The sequence below is a fragment of the Acidimicrobiia bacterium genome (assembly GCA_036396535.1).
Lineage (GTDB): Bacteria > Actinomycetota > Acidimicrobiia > Spongiisociales > UBA5794 > DASWKR01.
Map to the genome: position 1 here is coordinate 36,531 of DASWKR010000017.1, position 19,143 is coordinate 55,673.

Sequence of the window (19,143 nt, forward strand, 5' to 3'; positions counted from 1 at the left end):
TCCTCCGATCGGCGAGGAGGACCTTTGGACGCCAAGCAGGCTGCCGCGCAGGCATTCGAGGCCGTGGAGGGAGACCTGAGGCAGATCTCCCGGTGGCTCTACGAGAACCCGGAGGTGGCGTACGAGGAGCACGAGTCCTCGCACCGCCTCGTCGAATTCATGACCGCCAACGGATTCGAGGTCGAGTACCCGGCTTACGGTCTGGCCACGTCCTTCGCCGCCAGGGCAGGCAGCGACGGCCCCGAGGTGATCATCTGCGCCGAGTACGACGCGCTGCCCGAGGTCGGGCATGCCTGCGGGCACAACATCATCGCAACGGCGGCGTGCGGTGCCGGGGTGGCACTGCGCGACGCTGCGGACCAGCTCGGGTTCCGGGTGACGGTGCTCGGCACGCCGGCCGAGGAGGCCTACGGCGGCAAGGTCGACCTGATCGAGGCGGGCGCCTTCTCGGGAGCGGCCGCGGCGATGATGGTGCACCCCTCCGTCCGTGACGAGGTCGATCCCGGAGTGCTCGCCGTCGCCCACGTCGACGTCGAGTTCCACGGAAAGGAGTCCCACGCCGCCTTCGCTCCCGAGAAAGGCATCAACGCCCTCGACGCGGCGGTGCAGGCGTACGTCAACGTCTCGACGCTGCGACAGACCCTGCTGGCGACGGACCGGGTTCACGGAGTCATCACGTACGGAGGAGGGGCGCCGAACGTCGTTCCCCCATTCACGTCGATGGCTTGGTACGTCCGCTCTGCGACCCGCAGCCGGCTCGACGAGCTCTATCCGAGGGTGCTGAGTTGCTTCGAAGCGGCGGCGATCGCCACCGGATGCAAGCACGAGGTGCACCAGCGAGGCCACCTCTACACCGACATGGTCTCCGACTCCCTGCTCGCCGACCTCTACGCGGCGAACTCGGAGGCGATGGGGAGACCGATGCACCGGCGGGGATCGGACCCGCCCCTCGGGGGCTCGACCGACATGGGCAACGTCAGCCACGAGGTGCCGACGATCCACCCGATGCTCGACATCCAATCCCTCCCCGCCGTCAACCATCAGCGTGAGTTCGCGGCGCACACGATCACCCCGGCCGGCGAGCGGGCCATCCGCGATGGAGCGCTCGGCATGGCGTACACGGTCATCGACGTGGCCGGGCCGGGGCGCTGGGACGAGCTGGGGTCCCCGGTCGCGGTGGGATGAGGAAGGCGAATGCGGTTCGCCTGCTCGATGCGGCAGGCGTCACGTACACCCTCCACGAGTACGACATCTCGATGGAGGAGTTCTCCGCAGAAGCCGTCGCCGACCTCATCGGGCTCCCGCGGGCTCACGTGTTCAAGACGCTGGTCGCCACAGGCCGGGACACGGGGCCCTGCTTCGCCGTCGTCCCGGCAGGCACCGGCGTCGACCTCGGAGCGCTCGCCACGGCTCGACGTGACAAGCGGATGGAGATGGTTCCACTGCGAGACGTCGAGCCACTCACCGGGTACCTGCGGGGAGGCGTGACGGCCCTCGGAGCGAGGAAGCGCTTCGCCGTCGTCCTCGACGCCTCGGCGGCCGACCTGGACGCGATCGCGGTCTCGGCGGGCGTCAAGGGGCTCCAGGTGAGCCTGGCGACCTCTGCATACGTGCAGATGACCGGGGCGACGCTCAGCCCGATCGCCGCTGAGCCGGCCGCAGCAGCCGGCGAATCGGGTCAGGGACTCACAGGATCTGGCTGAGGAACAGCTTCGTCCTGTCGTGCTGCGGGTTCGTGAAGAAGTGCTCGGGGGTGCCCTCCTCGACGATGTCGCCGTAGTCGAAGAACAGAACCCTGTCTGCGACCTCCTTGGCGAAGCCCATCTCGTGGGTCACCACGAGCATCGTCATGCCGGATAGCGCCAGCTCCTTCATCACGTCGAGCACTTCCTTGATCATCTCGGGGTCGAGGGCGGACGTCGGTTCGTCGAACAGCATGATCCTCGGTTCCATCGCCAGCGAGCGGGCGATGGCGACCCGCTGCTGCTGCCCGCCGGAGAGCTGGCCGGGGTACTTGTTCGCCTGCTCCGGGATGCCGACCCGCACGAGGAGGGACATGGCGAGGGCCTCCGCCTCCGCCTTGGGCCGCTTGCGCACCCAGATCGGAGCCAAAGTGATGTTGTCGAGGACCGTGAGGTGGGGGAACAGGTTGAATTGCTGGAACACCATCCCGACCTCGGAGCGGATCTTCTCGATGTTCTTCAGGTCGTTCGTGAGCTCGACCCCGTCGACGATGATCGAGCCCTCCTGGTGCGCCTCGAGGCGGTTGATGCACCGAATGAACGTCGATTTTCCGGAGCCGGACGGCCCGATGATGACGACGACCTCGCGCTCCTTCACCGTCGTGGTGATCCCGGTGAGCGCCTGGAAGTCGCCGTACCACTTCTTGACGCCTTCGCAGATGATCATGTTGCCGTTGTCGGACATGGTGCCTCCTATCGCTCGCCGACGCCGAGTTTGCGCTCGATGCGCTGGCTGATGCGCGAGAACGTGAACGTGAAGATCCAATAGAGCAGCGCCGCCGCCACCAGGTCCTCCTTGAGCGAACCCAAGAAGTTGAAAGGCTGCGACTGGTTGGGAATGACGTTGCGAGCGATCCTGAGGAGGTCGAAGAGGCCGACGATGGCGACCAGCGAGGTGTCCTTGAAGATGGCGATGACCTGGCCTACGAGGGCCGGGATCACGGCCCGCAGGGCCTGCGGGAGCGTGATGAACACGGTGCGCTGCAGCGTCGTCATCCCGAGGGCGTTGGCAGCCTCGGTCTGTCCGTTCGGAATCGCCTGGAGCCCCCCGCGGACGTTCTCGGCCAGGTAAGCGGCCGAGAAGAACGTGATGAAGGCGATCACCTCGATCACGTTGGGGAAGTTCGTGTCGAGCGGGAAGAAGATCGGGAAGACCACGACGCTGATCAGCAGCCACGTGATGAGCGGGACGCCGCGCACCAACTCGATGTAGACCGTCGAGATGAGCCTGAAGATCGGCATCGTCGAGGTCCTTCCGAGCGCCAGCAGGACGCCGAGCGGAAACGCCAGGCCGATCCCTGCGATAGCGAGGATCCAGGTGAGCAGGAAGCCCCCGAACGGGGTCTCGTTCGGAGTGTCGACCGCAGTGACGGCGACCGCCAGCAGCATCAGGTAGGTGATGACCCCGGCGGCGGCGACCCAGATGACGAGATACCTCGTCGTCACCTTGCCCCGACCCCCTCCGAACGTCGGCGCTGCGAGAGCGAACAGTGCCAGCGCCAGCAGCATGAGGCGCACGAGGATCAGCGCCGAGAGCGCCCACGAGGCCACCGCCAGGACGAGCACGAGACCGGCGACGCCCCTCCCGAGCTCACCGACGTCGCCGGCCAGGAACCACAACAGCGCGGCACCGGCGATGGCGAATCCGAGACCGATGGTCAGGTAGGAGCCGACCTCCTGGAACTGGGCGCTCCTCGTCAGGTGGAGCACGATGAAGGGGAACGAGGCCGTCCACGAGAGGGCGAGGGTCCGCTTGGCCACCGCTTCCGGCAGTCGGTCGCGAACGACCCGGCCGACGAGCCACGACACCACGAGCACGACGAAGAGGATGCTCCACGGCACGGTTGTCGTGCCGGCGATCCCCTCGAACCTCGAGACCCTGATCCCGGCTTCCGGGTCGGGCACGGGGACCTCGATCACCCACACCGAGGCGACGATGACGCCCAGTGCGACGAAGGCGACGACGACCGAGTCGAGGCTGCGGCTTTTTGATCGCCCGCCCAGGCCACGCTCGATGCCGGTGGCGACCGCGACCAGGAGGAGGCCGGCCACCGTCCACGACACGAACATGCTGGCGGAGAAGGGCTCGAGGGCGTCGAACGGCGCATCGCCCCCCGTTACGGCATCGATGATCCACGACACCACGTCGAAGGCGGCGCCTGCGATGAGGGTCGCGAACAGGAGGAAGGCGCCGATGCCGGCGACGACCCTGAGCAACCGGCGTGGAGCGACGCGCCCTCCCACCCTCCAGACGGCCAGCGACAGCCCGAGGAGCACCACGACGATCCCGATGGAAGCCCAGGTGCGCCACATGTGCTCCGGCGGGTACGCCTGCACCATGAGCAGACGCAGGTTGGTCGTGACGGCCTCCCACTGCCGTTCGGGCCCGAACACGAATCCCACGAGCCCGCGCACCACGAGAACCGCCAGCGCACCGCCGATGAAGGTGAGCACGGCGCTCATCGGCGTGCTGAACAGGTTGACCCGCATCCAGACGACCGGGCCGTGCGGCGGCGGCTCCGGCGCCCGCTGAGCCTCGGGCGTGTCGGGGAGCACGATGCTGTCCGCCATCAGCGTTCCACCAGTCTCAGCCTGCGGTTGTAGTAGTTCACGATGGAGGACAGGACCAAGCTCCCCGCCAGGTAGAACCCCATCCAGATGAGCACGATCGGGATGGTCTGGCCCGTCTGGTTGTAGAGCGTCTGTCCGGCGGTGACGATCTCGGGATAGGCGACGGCGATGCCCAGAGACGTGTTCTTGAAGAGGTTGAGGTACTGGTTGCCCATCGGGGGCAGGATGATCCTGAACGCCTGCGGCAGGATCACGAACCGCAGCAGCTGCGACCGCTTCAACCCCAGGGCCGCCCCTGCTTCGCTCTGCCCCTTGGCGACGGCCAGGATGCCGCCGCGAACGATCTCGGCGATGAACGAAGCCGTGTAGAGCGTGACTCCGAGCCACAACGCGGTGAAACCCGGAGTGAGCACGAGGCTCGACTGGGAGAGCTGCACAAACCCTGCGCCCGTCAGCTCGACTGCGGGCATCGCCCCGACGAGCGGCGCTCCGGTTCGCGCCGTGTCGTACTTCGACGACAACAGGTTGAAGAACGCCTCACCGGCGTTCACGAGCGACGATCCCACTCCCGACAGGACGATGAACAGGCCGGCGAACGCAACGCCGGCCAACGCCGCGAAGACGATGCGGAACCAGTCGTCGTCCGTCAGCTTGGCGAGACCGGCTGCGGAGCGCTTCGAAGCGAGGAACCTCCGGATCCACCACCCGGCGCCGGCGACGGATGCGACGGCCAAGATCGCCTGGATCAACCAACTGGGGATCGCCCCGATGACGTCCGCAAGTCCGCCCCAAACCGCGCCGAGCCACACCATGCTCGGGTGGGCGAACCACCCGACGACGGCGAACAGGACGAATACGGCGATGGCCCACGAGACGGCGTAGGTCTCCGCGCCCCGTTCCTCCTTGAGCCGCATCCGTCGCCGGTAGACGATGTAGGCGACGATCAAGCCGGCCACCAGGATCGCCAGCCACTGGTAGAAACCGTCGCCGGGGAACACCCACGGGATCGCCAGGCCGCGAGCCGAGCTGATGAAGAGCGCCGACCCGACGTCGTCTTCGGTGAGGACGTGCAGGCCCTGGACGATCGCAAGCCAGAAGATGATCTGGACCAACAGGGGAATGTTGCGGATCGTCTCGACGTACACCGTCGCCAGCCTCTTCACGATCCAGTTCGACGAGAGCCTGGCGACGCCGATGATCGTGCCGAGGACCGTCGTCGCCAATATCCCCGAGATGGCGACACGCAGAGTGTTGACCAGGCCGGCGTACAGCACCCGCCTCCCGGTGTCGGGCGTCGTGTCGATGCCCTCGCCGAGCTGGAAGCCGGGCGGATCGCTGAGGAACTTCGTGCTGAACGTGAGGTTCCTGTCGTCGATGTTCGACCCGGCCTGGGTGGCCAGCGCCCCGATGAACACGACGAGGAAGGCGACTGCGATGAGTTGGGCGGCCCACTTCAACACCGTGGAGTTGCGCCACAGGGGCGCCCGCTCGTGCTTCCTCACCTGGACCGCCACGCCCGGTTGCCTCCCTTCGCCTGCTCTGCCCCTGGCAACAAGCCAGACGAGGCTAGTGAACAGCCGACGACCGCTGCCACTGAGCCGAGCACAACGCCCCACGATCACCCGGGAACCGCGAAGACGGCCGGCCGCCGGCGCCCCTGGGTGCCGGCGAAGAAGAGGCGCCCCCCAGTCGCTCGGGGGCGCCTCTTCCCTCTCTGCTCAGATCACCGCGCCGGCGGTGAGTAGATGAGTCCACCGTTCAGGTAGCTGGCGTTCGGCGAGCCGTCCCTGAAGAGGCCGACGGGGTTCAGGTTGCGTGTGAAGATCTCGTCGTAGTTGCCGACTTGTGAGATCACCTGCAAGAAGGCGTCCGCCGGCAGGCCCATGGCGGTCTGGAACTCGCCTTCGCCTCCGAACAGCCGGACGGCCTCAGGATCGGCTTCCCATGCGTTGTCGCCGACGTTGGCGGACGTGATGCCCTTCTCGTCGGCGATGATCGTGGCGTAGACGACCCAGTTGATCACGTCGGCCCACTCGGAGTCGCCTTCACGGTAAGCGGGGCCGAGCGGCTCCTTGGAGAGCGGTGCCGGTGGGAAGATCACCCACGTGTCAGCCCCGGCGGTGCCGGCTGCCACCTCGGCTGCCTTGTTGCCTGCCAGCCCCGACCCATCGGTCGTCACTGCGTCGCACGACCCGCTCTTGAAGGCTTCCATCACAGCCGGGAAGTCCTCGAACGTGGTCACGGTGATCGACGCCCCGCCGAGCTGGGCCCACTCTGAGATGTTCTTCTCGGTCGTCGTGCCGGCGTTGGTGCACACCGTGGCGCCGTCGAGATCCGGCGCCGTGGAGGCCTCGCTGAACGTGTCGGAGGGCCCCATCACCTGCTGGCCGTCGTAGTAGGTCGTCGGACCGAAGTCGATGGAGACGGTGCCCGCATCGCGGTCCTGGGTGAACGTCGTGTTGCGGATGAGCACGTCGATGTCGCCCGACTTCAACACGTCGAAGCGCTCTGCGGCCGTGAGCGCCCTGAACTGGACTGCCTCGGGATCGCCGAGCACCGCGGCGGCAACCGCCCGGCAGTAGTCGGCATCGAAACCGGTCGCCGAGCCGTCGGGCTGGGTCTCCGAGAAGGCGACGGCGGCTCCACTCACGCCGCAGTTGAGCTCACCGCGGGCGATCACCGCTGCCAGCGTCCCCTCCCCCGTCTGCCCGGCGTCCCCGTCGGCGACCGTCGTCGTGGTCTCCCCGTCGGCGACGGTTGTAGTCGTCTCCTCGTCCTCGGCACTACCTCCGCAGGCTGCCACGACGAGGGTGAGCACCGCTACCAGTGCTAGAAGTCTCTTGACCATCCTCGCTACCTCACTTCTCTGCTTCTCCTCCAGCGCGCAGAAAGGCGCGCAGCACGTAGCGCGAACCTAGTCAACTGGGTCACCCGACCGCCAACCGTTCAAGAGAAGGCCCAGGTCAGACGCCTTGAGCGTGGATGAAGACCCTGCGTTCCCTCGCCTGGTCGAGCTCCACGAAGAGAACCCGCTGCCACTGGCCGATGAGCACCTCTCCGTCGACGACCGGGATCGTCACGGAGGGCTGGCCAACGATGAGCTGCCTGCAATGGGCATGCCCGTTGATGAACTCGTCTTCCTGGAGGTTCTCGGTTCGCCGCGAGTGGTCGTCGTGCTCGTAGTACACGGCCTCCGGTACCACCCGCTCGATGAGGCTTCGGAAGTCGTTGAGGAAGCCGGTCTCGGACTCGTTGATGACGACCGACGTGGTGGTGTGCGGTGAGTACACCGTGACCTGCCCGTGGCGCACCCCGGAGCGGCCGACGACGTCGCGAACCATGTCGGTGAGATCCCAGAACTCGTTCGACCCGCTCGTCGCGAAGTGGATGGCCTCCGTCCTGATCGGGGGCGCCGTCGACTCCGACAGGACGGTGAGTGCCCCTTCGGGGGGCCGCGTCGCCCTACGTATCATCGAACGGTCTTCCAAGTCGGTCTCCTGGCGATGCTCTGAGCGACCGCACCATACTCGGCCGCACGGGATATTCGGAGCGACGAGGCCCCAGGACGGTCTCGAAATGTGCCCCCGGGTTGCTCACGAGAAATGCATCACCTGGAGCAGATTCGAGTAGTCGTCCGTCCACAGGGGCCCTTCCCCTCCATTGAGTGCGACCCAACCCCGATCGGCCAGGAGCTCGGCGACGCTTGCCCGATCGGCCGAGATCACGACCCAGGTCGACTCCCACTTGCCGTCCTCGACCTGCTCGGGGGTCGTGCCGTCCGCCTTGCCGACGATGGTGAGCCCCAGCTCGTCGGCCTGGCGAGCCAGGACCGGAGCCAGGTCGAGGTATCGGTTCGAGACGTGATAGGCGATCAGCCCGCCATCTGCGAGGTGGCGCTCGTAGGCGTCCATCGCCTCCAGCGTGAGCAGGTGAACCGGGATGGCGTCCGACGTGAAGGCGTCGAGCACGACGAGGTCGTACCGCTCGTCGGCCGCCTCGAGGAGGAGCCTGCCGTCCCCGAGCCGGATCTCGGTGCTCGCCTCCGACTCGGACAGGAACGTGAAGTACCGGGGATCCGAGGCGACCTCGGCCACCAGGGGATCGATCTCGAGGTACACCTGCGTGTCTCCCGGCCTCCCATAGGCGGCGACCGCGCCGGCGCCGAGCCCGATCACGGCGGTGGAGTGCGCCGAATCGTCTCGCAGTGAGAAGACGTCGCCGATCGGACCGCTCCTGTGGTAATAGGTGCGCGGCTCACCCGCGAGGGCGGGATCCAGGGCCTGGGCTCCGTGCACCGTCGAGCCGCTGACGATCTGGCGCTCCGATCCTGTGTCCTCGACCCGGAGGGTGCCGAAGAAGCTCCGATCGAACAGCTCGGCGCTCGCAAGCGGGATGACCGTCGCCAGCACCAGGGCGACTCCGATGGCGGCGGCGTAGTGCCAGGGCCGGCGCGCCAGCACATAGCCGGCAACCCCTACCGCGGTGAGCAGGACGAGCGAGCCGGAGGCTTCGTCCGATGCCCGGAGCGCAACGATCACCCCGACGAGCACGACGGAGCCGAGGACGATGACGATGCCGAGCGACTGCCTGTGGCCGGGGGTGCTCCCGAAGAGCGCCGCCGGAAGGAACACGAGAGCCGCTGCGAGGGCGAGCGGGTACTCGAGCACCACCGGGAACACGACGGGCGCGACCAGTGCGACGAGCATGCCACCCACTGCACCGCCCACCGAGACGAGCATGTAGAACTCGGTCAGCCGGGCCGTGTGGGGCCGGGAGGCAGCCAGCTCGCCGTGGGCGACGAGCGCCGCCGCCGTGAACACCACCAGGCTCAGTGCGACGTCGAAGACGAGGGGTACGAATGCGACCAGGCTCACCGCCAGCGGGACGACGAGCAGCTTGAGGACCCGCGCCGAGAGGTCACGCAGCCAGGACGGGTTCGGACCGAAGGCCACCACGAACGTGGCGAGGTAGAGGGTGAGCGGGATCACCCACAAGAGCGGGATGGCGGCGATGTCCGTGGAGAGGAAGTGGGTGACCCCGAGCAGCAAGGCCGATGGAACGGCGGCCAGCGCGATCCAGCGCAACCTGAGGCGAGGCGCGATGGGAGGCACGTCGGCGTCCTCGGCTGCGCCGGCTCCGGAGTCCGATGCGCGCCTCCTGGCGACGGCGGTGACTCCGCACAGTGCGACGAGGCAGACGAGCACGATGAAGGCGCCGGTCCACACCGTGGCTTGCTCGTCGAGCGTCAGGGTGGGCTCGACGACGAGTGGATAGCCGAGCAGGCCGATGAGACTGCCGACGTTGCTCGCCGCGTACAGGAAGTAGGGGTCGTCTGCCTTGCGCTGATCCGTCTTCGAGTACCACCGCTGCAGGATTGGGCTCGCCGTCGAGAGGGCGAAGAACGGCAGTCCGACGGCGACGCCGAGCGCCACGAGAGCCCAGCGCACGGGGGCGGTCGTCGACGGCACCCACATCTCGGGTATGCCGACGGGCAGGAGGGCGGCCGCCACGATGAACAGCCCGACCTGGGCGACGACCAGCCGGCGCAGACCGAGCCTGGTCGAGGTGAGGTGCGCCCAGGCGTACCCGGCGAGCAGGAGGATCTGGAAGAACACGAGGGCGGTGTTCCACACCGCCGGCACGCCGCCGAGCCGAGGCAGCAGCATCTTGGCAACCATCGGCTCGACGAGGAAGAGCATCGCCGAGCCGAGGAGGATCGTCCCTCCGAAGACTGCCGTGACCCACCGGCGCGAGCGGGAGGGCTCATGCGTGGCGAAGGCCACCTCCCGCGGCACAGTCTGCGTCATCGGCTCTCCTCAGGACGGCACGTCATGGTGGTCCATCGGCGCCGCCGAGGTCGCATTTGAGCAAACCTGTGCGGGCGTTGGGAGGCGAAGGCCGTCGGGCGAACCCCTCCTACACTCGAACGTCCGGAGTCGCGGAGGAGCGCATGCCCGCCACAGTCATCGTCGGATCGCAGTGGGGCGACGAGGGGAAGGGCAAGATCACCGACCAGATGTCGGAGTTCGCCGATGTGGTCGTCCGGTACCAGGGCGGCAACAACGCCGGGCACACGATCGTCGTCGGCGACGAGCGGTTCGCCCTCACCCTCATCCCCAGCGGGGTTCTCTACCCCCAGGTCACACCGGTCATCGGGAACGGTTGCGTCGTCGATCCGGCCGTGCTCCTCGAGGAGATGGAGACGCTGCGCAATCGGGGCATCGACCCGGGCAAGCTGCGCCTCTCCGCCAACGCCCACCTCATCATGCCGTATCACCGCAAGCTGGATGCCGTGATGGAGCGCTACCTCGGCAGTCAGAACATCGGGACGACGAAGCGCGGGATCGGTCCGGCGTACATGGACAAGTACGCCAGGTCGGGTATCCGGGTCCAGGACCTCTTCGACCCGAAGATCTTCAGACAGAAGCTCGACGCCGCCCTCACCCACAAGAACAAGATCCTCACGAAGGTCTACAACCAGCTCCCCATGGACGACGAGCCGATCGCCGAGGAGTACCTACGGTACGCCGACCGTCTCCAGGAGCACGTGACGGATACCTCGCTCCTCGTTTGGGAGGCGATCCACGAAGGCAAGAACGTGCTCTTCGAGGGCGCCCAGGGAACCCTGCTCGACATCGATCACGGGACGTACCCCTTCGTCACGTCGTCGAACCCGACTGCGGGAGGCGCCCCGGTCGGCGCAGGGGTGGGCCCCCGCGACATCGATCGGGTCGTCGGGGTGGCCAAGGCGTACATCTCCCGGGTCGGCACCGGGCCGTTCCCGACCGAGCTCGAGGACGAGATCGGCGAGAAGATGGTCGAGATCGGCGGCGAGTACGGGACCGTGACCGGCAGGAGGAGGCGGTGTGGCTGGCTCGACGCCGTGGCGCTGCGCTACTCGGTTCGGGTCAACGGGATCAGCGAGATCGCCCTGACGAAGCTCGACGTGCTCTCGCACTTCGAGTCGCTGAAGATCGCCGTCGCCTACGACTCGCTCGACCAGCGATACAGCGAGTTCCCTCGCCAGCAACGCGTGCTCTACAACTGCCATCCGGTGTACGAGGACATGGAGGGCTGGAGCTCCGACATCTCGTCCGTCACGTCCTTCGAGCAGCTTCCGGCTCCCGCCCGCGCCTACGTCGAGCACGTCGAGGAGCTGGCAGGAGTGCCGATCACCACCGTGTCCGTCGGCCCGAGTCGGGCGGCGACCATCCGGCGCGCATGAAGGTCCTCCTCCTCGGCGGCGGGGGCCGCGAGCACGCCCTCGGGTGGAAGCTCGCTCAGAGCCCGGTGCTCACCGCGCTCGTGAGCGCCCCTGGGAACCCCGGCCTGGCGGAGCTCGGTCGGTGCATCACCTCGATCGACATCACCGATGCGGCCGCCGTGACCGACCTTGCTGCGACCGAGGCTGCCGACCTGGTGGTGATCGGGCCCGAGGCCCCACTGGCGGCCGGCGTCGCCGATGCGCTCGGCGCGGCGGGAGTGCCGGTGTTCGGCCCGGGGGCGGCCGCCGCCCGCCTCGAGTCGTCGAAGGCGTTCGCCAAAGAGGTCATGCGAACGGCAGGTGTGGCGACCGCGGCGGCGGAGGTGTTCACCGATCCGGCAGGCGCAGCCGCCCACCTCGCAGGCCGAAGCGGGCCGTACGTGGTGAAGGCGGACGGTCTGGCCGCCGGCAAGGGGGTTCTCGTAACCGAGGACTTGGAGGCCGCCACGGCGTGGGCCGCCGCATGCCTGACGGGGAGGTTCGGCGAGGCGGGCTCTGCGGTCGTCATCGAGGACCACCTCGACGGCGACGAGGTCTCGGTTCTCGCCGTCTGTCACGGCGAAACCGCCCTGACGCTCGAGGCGGCCCGCGACTACAAGCGCATCGGAGACGGCGACACGGGACCGAACACGGGCGGGATGGGCTGCTACAGCCCGCCGCGCCACCTGCCGGAGGGCCTCGTGGCGGCGACGAGGGACGACGTGATCCAGCCGGTGCTGCGTGAGTTGAGCAGGCGGGGCATCCCGTACACCGGATTCCTGTACGCCGGTCTCGTCCTCACGGCCGACGGACCGCGTGTGCTCGAGTTCAACTGCCGCCTCGGCGACCCGGAGACCCAGGTACTCATGCCGCGCCTGGCGAGCGACCTGCTCACCGTCTTGGCGGCGGCGGCTGCCGGCGAGCCGATCGACTCCCCGCTCGAGTGGCATGAGGACGCCGCAGTCGACGTCGTGCTGGCGTCTCCCGGTTACCCGGTCGGTTCGGTGTCGGGGCTGCCGATCTCCGGCGACCTGTCGGCAGGCGGCGACGTGCTGGTCTTCCATGCCGGCACGCGATACGGGGACGGCGGGCTCGAGACGAGCGGCGGCCGGGTGCTCAACGTCGTCGGGGTCGGCCCCGACGTGGCGACGGCCCGGAAGCGGGCGTACGAGCGGGCCGGCCAGATCGACTTCGAAGGCAAGCAGATGAGGAGCGACATTGGGAACTGAGAGCGCCAAGGTGGCCATCCTCATGGGATCCGGCAAGGACGCAGACAAGATGGAGCCTGCCCGCGAGGTGCTCGACGGCCTCGGGATCGCCAGTGAGGTACACGTCATGTCGGCACACCGGACCCCGGACACGGTCGCGGCGTTCGCCGCCGCCGCCCGCGAGAACGGCTACGCCGCCATCATCTGCGGCGCAGGCAAGGCTGCCCACCTGGCGGGCGCCGTCGCCGCCCACACGACGCTGCCCGTGATCGGTGTCCCCATCGCAGCAGGCAGCCTCGGTGGCCTCGACGCCTTGCTGGCGACCGTGCAGATGCCGACGGGCATCCCGGTTGCGACCGTTGCGGTCGACGGGGCGGCCAACGCCGCCTACCTGGCGGCCGCCATGATCTCCGTCACGGACGATGGCGTCGCCGCCGCCCTCGAGAAGTACCGGGAGTCGCTCCGGTCGTGATCCCCCGCTACTCCCTCCCCGAGATGTCGGCCATCTGGAGCGAGGCCCGCAAGCTCGCCGTCTGGAAGGAGGTCGAGACTCTGGTCGTCGAGGCCTGGGTGGCGGCCGGGGTGGCGCCTGCCGACGCTGCGCTTGCGCTGCGGGCCGCCCCCGAGGTGGACCCGATGGCGTGGAAGGACCGAGAGGAGGTCACCAACCACGATCTGGCGGCGTTCGTCGACGTGCTCTCGGCGACGGTCGCTGACGGAGGCGAGTGGGTTCATTACGGCCTGACGTCGTCCGACGTGCTCGACACCGCCCAGGGGGCCATCTTGAAGGAGGCGGGTGATCTGCTGACCGGCCGGGTGGAGGCGCTGCTCGGCGTGGTGCGGGCGCGGGCCGGCGAGCATCGCGACACCTTCATGGTCGGCAGGACCCATGGGATCTGGGCCGAGCCGACGACGTTCGGGTTGAAGCTGGCGACCTGGGCATTCGAGCTGAGCCGCGACCTCGATCGAATGCGCCGGGCCACCGCCGCGGTGGCTGTCGGCAAGATCTCCGGCGCAGTCGGCACGTACGCCCACACGCCGCACTCGATCGAGGCGTACGTGTGCGGCAGGCTCGGGGTCGGGATCGAGCCAGCCTCGTCACAGGTGACCCATCGCGACCGTCACGCCGAGTTCTTGTCTGCGATCGCGCTCGTGGGATCGTCGCTGGAGCGCTTCGCGACGGAGCTGCGGCAGCTGCAGCGCAGCGAGGTCGGCGAGGTGCGTGAGGCGTTCCGGTCGGCGCAGAAGGGCTCGTCCTCGATGCCCCACAAGCGCAACCCGATCACAGCCGAGAACATCACGGGGATCTCCCGCCTGCTCCGCGGTTATGCGGGCGCCGGCCTCGAGGACGTGGCGCTGTGGCACGAGCGCGACATCTCCCACTCGTCGGTGGAGCGGGTGGCGTTGCCCGACGCCTGCCTGCTGCTCGACTTCGCTCTCGTCAGGATGACGAAGCTCGTGGCCGAGCTCGTGGTCGACGCCGAGCGCATGGCCGCCAACCTGGAGGGCACGAGGGGGCTCGTCTACTCGCAGGCGGTCCTGCTGCGCCTCGTCGAGACGGGGACGGGGCGCGACGAGGCGTATCGCATCGTGCAGCGCAACGCCATGGCGGCTTGGGAAGGTGGCGGGCAGCTCCGGGATCTCCTGGCGGCCGACCCCGAGGTCGCCCTGAGTGACGCCGACCTCGCCGAGTGCTTCTCCCCGGAGCGCTTCCTCCGCAACGCCGGCGTCGTCTTCGATCGCCTCGATGCGCTCGAGGTCTGACACACGGACGTTCCCCTTCCGTTCTGGCGTCCCCGCATCGCACATGTGCGATGCGGGGACGCCAGAACGCAGAGAGCGGCGGGACCTCGGCTCGTCCCGGCTAGCTTGCGGCGATGGTCATCGGGTGTGCAACCGCGTCGCGCCTCGCGGGGTTCTCCTCAGCATGACCTCGACGACGACAACGGCAACCATCCGCGACGACAGGGCCCCGTTCTCAAGCATCGATTGGGCGCTCTTCGCAACAGTCGGTCTCATCTGGGGTGCGTCGTTCCTGCTCATCAAGGTTGGCCTGGAGGCCTTCCACCCCGCCCTCATCACGTGGGGCAGGGTGGCGCTCGGCGCAGCAACGCTCGCCGTCATGCCCCGGCCTCCTGTCGAGATCGCCAGAGAGGACCGCAAGACGATCCTGCTCCTCTCGTTCACATGGGTGGCGATCCCGTTCACCTTGTTCCCCCTCGCCGAGGAGCACATCAACTCGGCGGTGACCGGGATCCTCAACGGGGCGACGCCGATCTTCGCCGGGATCCTCGGCGCCGTCTTGTTCGACCGCGCTCCCCGCGGACCGCAACGGGTCGGCATTGCAGTCGGATTCGCGGGAGTCGTCCTCATGAGCGCAGGCTCGAGTGCGGAAGGTGGCACGGCGATCGTGGGCGTGCTCATGGTACTGGCTGCAACCGTCTTCTACGGGTTGTCGATCAATCTCGCCGGCAGGGTGCAACAGCGCTACGGCTCGATAGCCGTGATGTCGCGCATGCTGGCGCTCGCCACCGTCTGGACGGCGCCCTTCGGTCTGTGGGGCCTGCCTCGATCGACGTTCGCCATCGACGCGGCCGCCGCAGTCGCAGTGCTCGGGATCGCAGGCTCCGGGATCGCCTTCGTGTTCATGGCGACCCTGGCGGGGCGGGTTGGGGGGCCGCGCGCATCGCTGGCCACATACATGATCCCCGCCGTGTCGCTCGTGCTCGGCGTCGTGTTCCTCTCGGAGACGGTCGCTTTGGCAGCGCTCGCCGGCATCGTGCTCGTCATCGGCGGTGCCGTGCTCGCGTCGCGGAGGGAGCGGTGAACACCTGACGCTTGCCGAGGCCGCAGCCATCGGGCTCGCCGGATTTGCGGCGGGAGCAGTCAACGGCGCCGCCGGAGGCGGCTCGATCGTCTCGTTCCCCGTTCTCTTGTGGACGGGGTTCCCGGCAGTCACCGCCAACGTGACGTCGACCGTCGGCATCTGGGCCGGATACCTGGGAGGCGTCGCCGGCTACCGACGGGAAGTGCGTGCCCAGCGCGATCGGATACGTCGATTCGCGCCGGCCGCCGTCACCGGAGCGGTCGCCGGCGTGGTCGTCCTGCTGACGACCCCGGAGCGGCTGTTTCGATCGATGGCGCCGTGGCTCATCCTGGCGGCGTCCGTCCTCTTCCTCGTCCAACCGATCGTGGCGAGGGCGGTGGCGGCCACCTCGATCGGCGGCGAGAAGGCTCCCCTGCTGCACGCCGGGGTGTTCCTCGCCTCGGTCTACGGTGCGTACTTCGGCGCAGGCTTCGGCGTGATCCTGCTCGCCCTCCTCGGGGTGTTCCTCGCCGACGACCTGCAACGCCTCAACGGCCTGCGCGGGGTGATCGCGCTCACGGTGAACTGCGTGGCACTGATCCTCTTCGCCGTGACGGCGCCCGTGGCGTGGGACGCCGTAGCCCTGATGGCACCGGCAAGTTTCGTAGGAGGGTTCATGGGCGCGGTGCTCGCCAGACGGTTGCGGCCGGTGTGGTTTCGCGCCGTCGTGATCGGCTTCGGCGTCGTCGCCGGGACGCGCCTGCTCATCGTTTGAGCAGTCAGGCTCCCGACGATACGTCGAACAGCAGGACGAAGCGCGCCGTCAGCGTGTCGCCCTCGACGACGGTCGAGCCGCCGATGCCTCTCACCGCTTGGAACGGGGCGCCTTGCCGCACAACGGCGGGATCGTCGAGCAGGAAGGCATCCACCGCCGCCTCGACGTCGACGTACAGGTCCACCCCGTCGCCGGGGAGAAGGGCATCGAGGTCCCGGTAGAGGGCGCTCGTCGTCAGTCCCTCGCCTCCTCCTGACAGCACGGGACCGAGCGTGGCGGCGCTCGTGCCGATGGCGAGCGCCTCCTCGGTGATCGAGAACGCCAGCACCTCGGCGCCGTCGGCGAAGACCCGCATCATCTCGCCATCCTCGACGACTTCGACACCGTCTACCGCGAAGCTTGGGATGACTCCCTCGAGGAACCCCCGCATGCCGGCGGGGTCGTCGATACCGATCCCGCCGACGATGCCGACATCGGCGCCCAGCATGGACGAGATCAGGCCGCTGTCTGCGGGAACGACGGCGAGCGTGAACCGCCCGTCGAGGTACCCGAGGACGTCGCCGTATGGTCCGAGCGGCACCCCGGCGCTCTCCAGCGAAGCACGCAGCGCGTCCATCGCATCGGCGAAGGTCTCCTCGGCGGCTGCGACGCCGAGGTAGAAGTACGTCCCCGCCGGCAGCCCCGACACGAGCGGCGGCTCTTCCGAGCCGATCAAGGCAGGGGCGTCGCCGTCGTAGAGGAGCTTGGTCTCGGCCCAGAAGCCATCGTCGACGAGGCCGGCTGCGCCTGCGACAGCCACGAGGTTCTCATACAGCGACGAGTCGATCTCAGGGACCGCGCCTGCCCCGGCGACGCCCTCGATTGAACGGATGAGGTCCGGGATCGTGTTGCGCATGTAGAAGCTCACTCCACGGTCGGGGTCGAGGGCCGCCATCGCTCTCTGGAAGGCCGGCGTGTCGGCAATTGCGCTGCCGGACTCTGCGTCGAAGGCGCTGCGCAGGGTGGCGTCGTCGGAGGCGACGAGGAAGGTGTCTTCAGTCAGCGAGTAGTAGCCAAGGCCCGAATCGGCAACGTAGACGGTGTGTCCGTCCACGACCTCCGTACCGATCGAGCCGCCATGGTCTTCGACGGTCGACACGAGCTTCGTGACGAATTGCTCCGCCGTGGCGTGATCGCGCACGTCGATCGCGACGAGCAACCCGCTCGGGAGGCGTGAGGCGGCAGTCTGGGAGACGCCCGCCAGGTCGACCACCGCCAGCGCGGCTGAACGGCCGACCCACGGCACGACGTCCTCGGTGAGGGAGATGCCCGTCTCGCCGAGCACCTCGTCGCTGAGCGCCTCGACGATGCTGGCGAGGTCGCCTCTCTCGATCGTGCCGACGTCGAGCATCGGCCGGGTGACGGCGTCGATGATCGTGTCGAGCCGGCCGTCCTGTGTGAAGTGCAGGAAGTCGACGGTGACGACCAAGTCGGCGTCCTGCGGGATCGAATCGGCTGCGCCGAGCGGAGATCCCATCTCGTTGCGCAGCCAGGCGGCACCTGCAACCCCGGCGACGACCAGGGCACCGGCGACTCCGGTAGCGACCACCATGCTACGGCGCGATCGTTTCCGGGGCCTCGGCGCGGTCCCGCCTTCGGGCGCGTACGGGTCGAGCGGGCGCACGCCCGGCTGATCGGCAGTCGGCTGCTCGTCGCCTGAGTCCATCATCTTCCTTTCGGCTTGCCACGACTATCGGAAACACAACGAAGGCCCTTGAATCACGCCCTGCCCGCCTCGATGTCCGCCACGAGGGCGTCACCTTCCTCGCCGCAGACGACACGCAGCTCCGGGGGTCCGGCGGCCAGCCGGGCGACAACCGCCTTCCGCAGGGTGCCGTCCTCGATCGTCGAGTACAAGCTCGAGCCGGGGCATGTGGTCGCGGCGTGGTCGCGGTGGCCGGTGATCGCGTCGGCGCCGACGCCGAAACGGGCCGCAGCCCACGCCAGCACGTCGACGAGCGCACCGAGCTGCGCCTCCGGGACGCTCTGGTCGTCGAAGTTGCCCTCACAGCAGACGAGGAAGTGGCCGGCAGGGTCGTAGCGGGTTGCGGTGTCGCCCGCCTTCGTGGTGTCACGGCCTTCGTAGGCGTACCCCTTGGCGTCGATGATGTAGTGGTAGGCCAGGTCCGGCCACCCGCGGTCGTCGATGTGGAAGCGCTGGTGGCCCCGCACCATCGCCGGCGCCCGCCCGTTGTCTCCCAGGAAGGCGGCGGTGTGGTGCACGGTGAGCCGCTCGATCGTGTGGTCCTGCATCCCGTCCTCGGCGGCTCTGGCACCCCAGGACTCGCGGCAGATCACCGTCACGACGCCGTCCCCGCCAGGCGGCGAGGTGGGAGGAGGCTCGGTGGTCTCGGGGGCCGCATTCGACGTCGTCGTCTCCGGGGGCGGTTCTGTCGTCGTGGAGGCCGTCGTCGACGTGGGGGGTTCGGTGGTCGTGGGGGCGGCGCTCGTCGTCGCAGATGGGACCGTCGACGTCTCCCGGACCGTGCCGGCGGTCGTCGTCGGGCCGGCACCCCGGATCGCATCGGCGGGCGCGGCGCCGGCGGGCTCCGCGGCGCTCTCTCCCGACCGGGCGAGTCGCACACCGAACGCCGATATGCCTGCCACGCCGAGGGCGCCGCCGAGCCAGGTGAGGAACCTGCGGCGAGCGGGATCTCGTTCCGTCATGACGGGCACCGTAGGCCATGGCGAATGCAACGGGAAGCAACACCCTCGAGGCCATCCGCTGGGGCGGAACGACGCATGGCTACCATCGCCGG

General features: G+C 68.5%; 16 protein-coding genes. 8 read left to right on the forward strand and 8 right to left on the reverse strand.

Features of this window, described 5'->3' with window-relative positions:
* Positions 1-24 precede the first annotated feature (24 nt).
* A complete protein-coding gene (locus VGC47_02575; protein ID HEX9854176.1) occupies positions 25-1,185 on the forward strand; it encodes a M20 family metallopeptidase in 1,161 nt (386 codons plus the stop codon).
* Complete coding sequence (locus tag VGC47_02580; protein HEX9854177.1) at positions 1,182-1,703, forward strand: aminoacyl-tRNA deacylase; 522 nt, start codon at positions 1,182-1,184, stop codon at positions 1,701-1,703. Before VGC47_02575 ends, VGC47_02580 begins: the two co-directional genes overlap by 4 nt.
* Here the strand turns inward: VGC47_02580 and VGC47_02585 are convergent.
* The 6 genes from VGC47_02585 to VGC47_02610 all read right to left on the reverse strand — a co-directional run bounded on the left by VGC47_02585 (position 1,687) and on the right by VGC47_02610 (position 10,120).
* Complete coding sequence (locus VGC47_02585) at positions 1,687-2,427, reverse strand: amino acid ABC transporter ATP-binding protein (GenBank protein ID HEX9854178.1); 741 nt, start codon at positions 2,425-2,427, stop codon at positions 1,687-1,689. The genes VGC47_02580 and VGC47_02585 overlap by 17 nt on opposite strands.
* Before the next feature lie 8 nt (positions 2,428-2,435).
* Positions 2,436-4,313, reverse strand: coding sequence for an ABC transporter permease subunit (locus VGC47_02590; protein HEX9854179.1), 1,878 nt, complete (start codon positions 4,311-4,313; stop codon positions 2,436-2,438).
* A complete protein-coding gene (locus VGC47_02595) occupies positions 4,313-5,827 on the reverse strand; it encodes an ABC transporter permease subunit (GenBank protein ID HEX9854180.1) in 1,515 nt (504 codons plus the stop codon). Before VGC47_02595 ends, VGC47_02590 begins: the two co-directional genes overlap by 1 nt.
* A 209-nt stretch (positions 5,828-6,036) precedes the next feature.
* Positions 6,037-7,161 carry an amino acid ABC transporter substrate-binding protein gene (locus VGC47_02600; GenBank protein ID HEX9854181.1) on the reverse strand — a complete coding sequence of 375 codons (1,125 nt, stop codon included), beginning with the start codon at positions 7,159-7,161 and terminating at the stop codon, positions 6,037-6,039.
* 115 nt (positions 7,162-7,276) lie between these two features.
* A complete protein-coding gene (locus VGC47_02605) occupies positions 7,277-7,786 on the reverse strand; it encodes a secondary thiamine-phosphate synthase enzyme YjbQ (protein ID HEX9854182.1) in 510 nt (169 codons plus the stop codon).
* A 120-nt stretch (positions 7,787-7,906) separates the two neighbouring features.
* On the reverse strand, positions 7,907-10,120 hold the full coding sequence (locus VGC47_02610) for a fused MFS/spermidine synthase (GenBank protein ID HEX9854183.1): 2,214 nt from the start codon (positions 10,118-10,120) through the stop codon (positions 7,907-7,909).
* A gap of 143 nt (positions 10,121-10,263) precedes the next feature.
* Here VGC47_02610 and VGC47_02615 point away from each other — a divergent pair, with 143 nt between their 5' ends.
* The 6 genes from VGC47_02615 (at position 10,264) to VGC47_02640 (ending at position 16,345) form a co-directional block, all read left to right on the forward strand.
* The gene (locus tag VGC47_02615) at positions 10,264-11,538 is read left to right on the forward strand and encodes an adenylosuccinate synthase (protein HEX9854184.1); all 1,275 of its coding nucleotides are present in this window, start codon (positions 10,264-10,266) and stop codon (positions 11,536-11,538) included.
* Positions 11,535-12,785 carry a phosphoribosylamine--glycine ligase gene (purD, locus tag VGC47_02620; GenBank protein ID HEX9854185.1) on the forward strand — a complete coding sequence of 417 codons (1,251 nt, stop codon included), beginning with the start codon at positions 11,535-11,537 and terminating at the stop codon, positions 12,783-12,785. The genes VGC47_02615 and purD overlap by 4 nt, the downstream gene beginning before the upstream one ends.
* A complete protein-coding gene (purE, locus tag VGC47_02625) occupies positions 12,775-13,236 on the forward strand; it encodes a 5-(carboxyamino)imidazole ribonucleotide mutase (GenBank protein ID HEX9854186.1) in 462 nt (153 codons plus the stop codon). Before purD ends, purE begins: the two co-directional genes overlap by 11 nt.
* Positions 13,233-14,528: an adenylosuccinate lyase gene (purB, locus tag VGC47_02630; GenBank protein HEX9854187.1), complete on the forward strand. Its 1,296-nt coding sequence runs from the start codon at positions 13,233-13,235 to the stop codon at positions 14,526-14,528. Before purE ends, purB begins: the two co-directional genes overlap by 4 nt.
* Positions 14,529-14,691: 163 nt before the next feature.
* Positions 14,692-15,591: a DMT family transporter gene (locus VGC47_02635; protein HEX9854188.1), complete on the forward strand. Its 900-nt coding sequence runs from the start codon at positions 14,692-14,694 to the stop codon at positions 15,589-15,591.
* Complete coding sequence (locus tag VGC47_02640) at positions 15,560-16,345, forward strand: sulfite exporter TauE/SafE family protein (GenBank protein HEX9854189.1); 786 nt, start codon at positions 15,560-15,562, stop codon at positions 16,343-16,345. The genes VGC47_02635 and VGC47_02640 overlap by 32 nt, the downstream gene beginning before the upstream one ends.
* Positions 16,346-16,349: 4 nt before the next feature.
* On the opposite strand, the gene VGC47_02645 is transcribed toward VGC47_02640, so the two are convergent.
* Positions 16,350-17,936, reverse strand: coding sequence for a DUF3352 domain-containing protein (locus VGC47_02645; protein HEX9854190.1), 1,587 nt, complete (start codon positions 17,934-17,936; stop codon positions 16,350-16,352).
* A 167-nt stretch (positions 17,937-18,103) separates the two neighbouring features.
* A complete protein-coding gene (locus VGC47_02650; protein ID HEX9854191.1) occupies positions 18,104-19,051 on the reverse strand; it encodes a peptidoglycan recognition family protein in 948 nt (315 codons plus the stop codon).
* Positions 19,052-19,143: the final 92 nt, after the last annotated feature.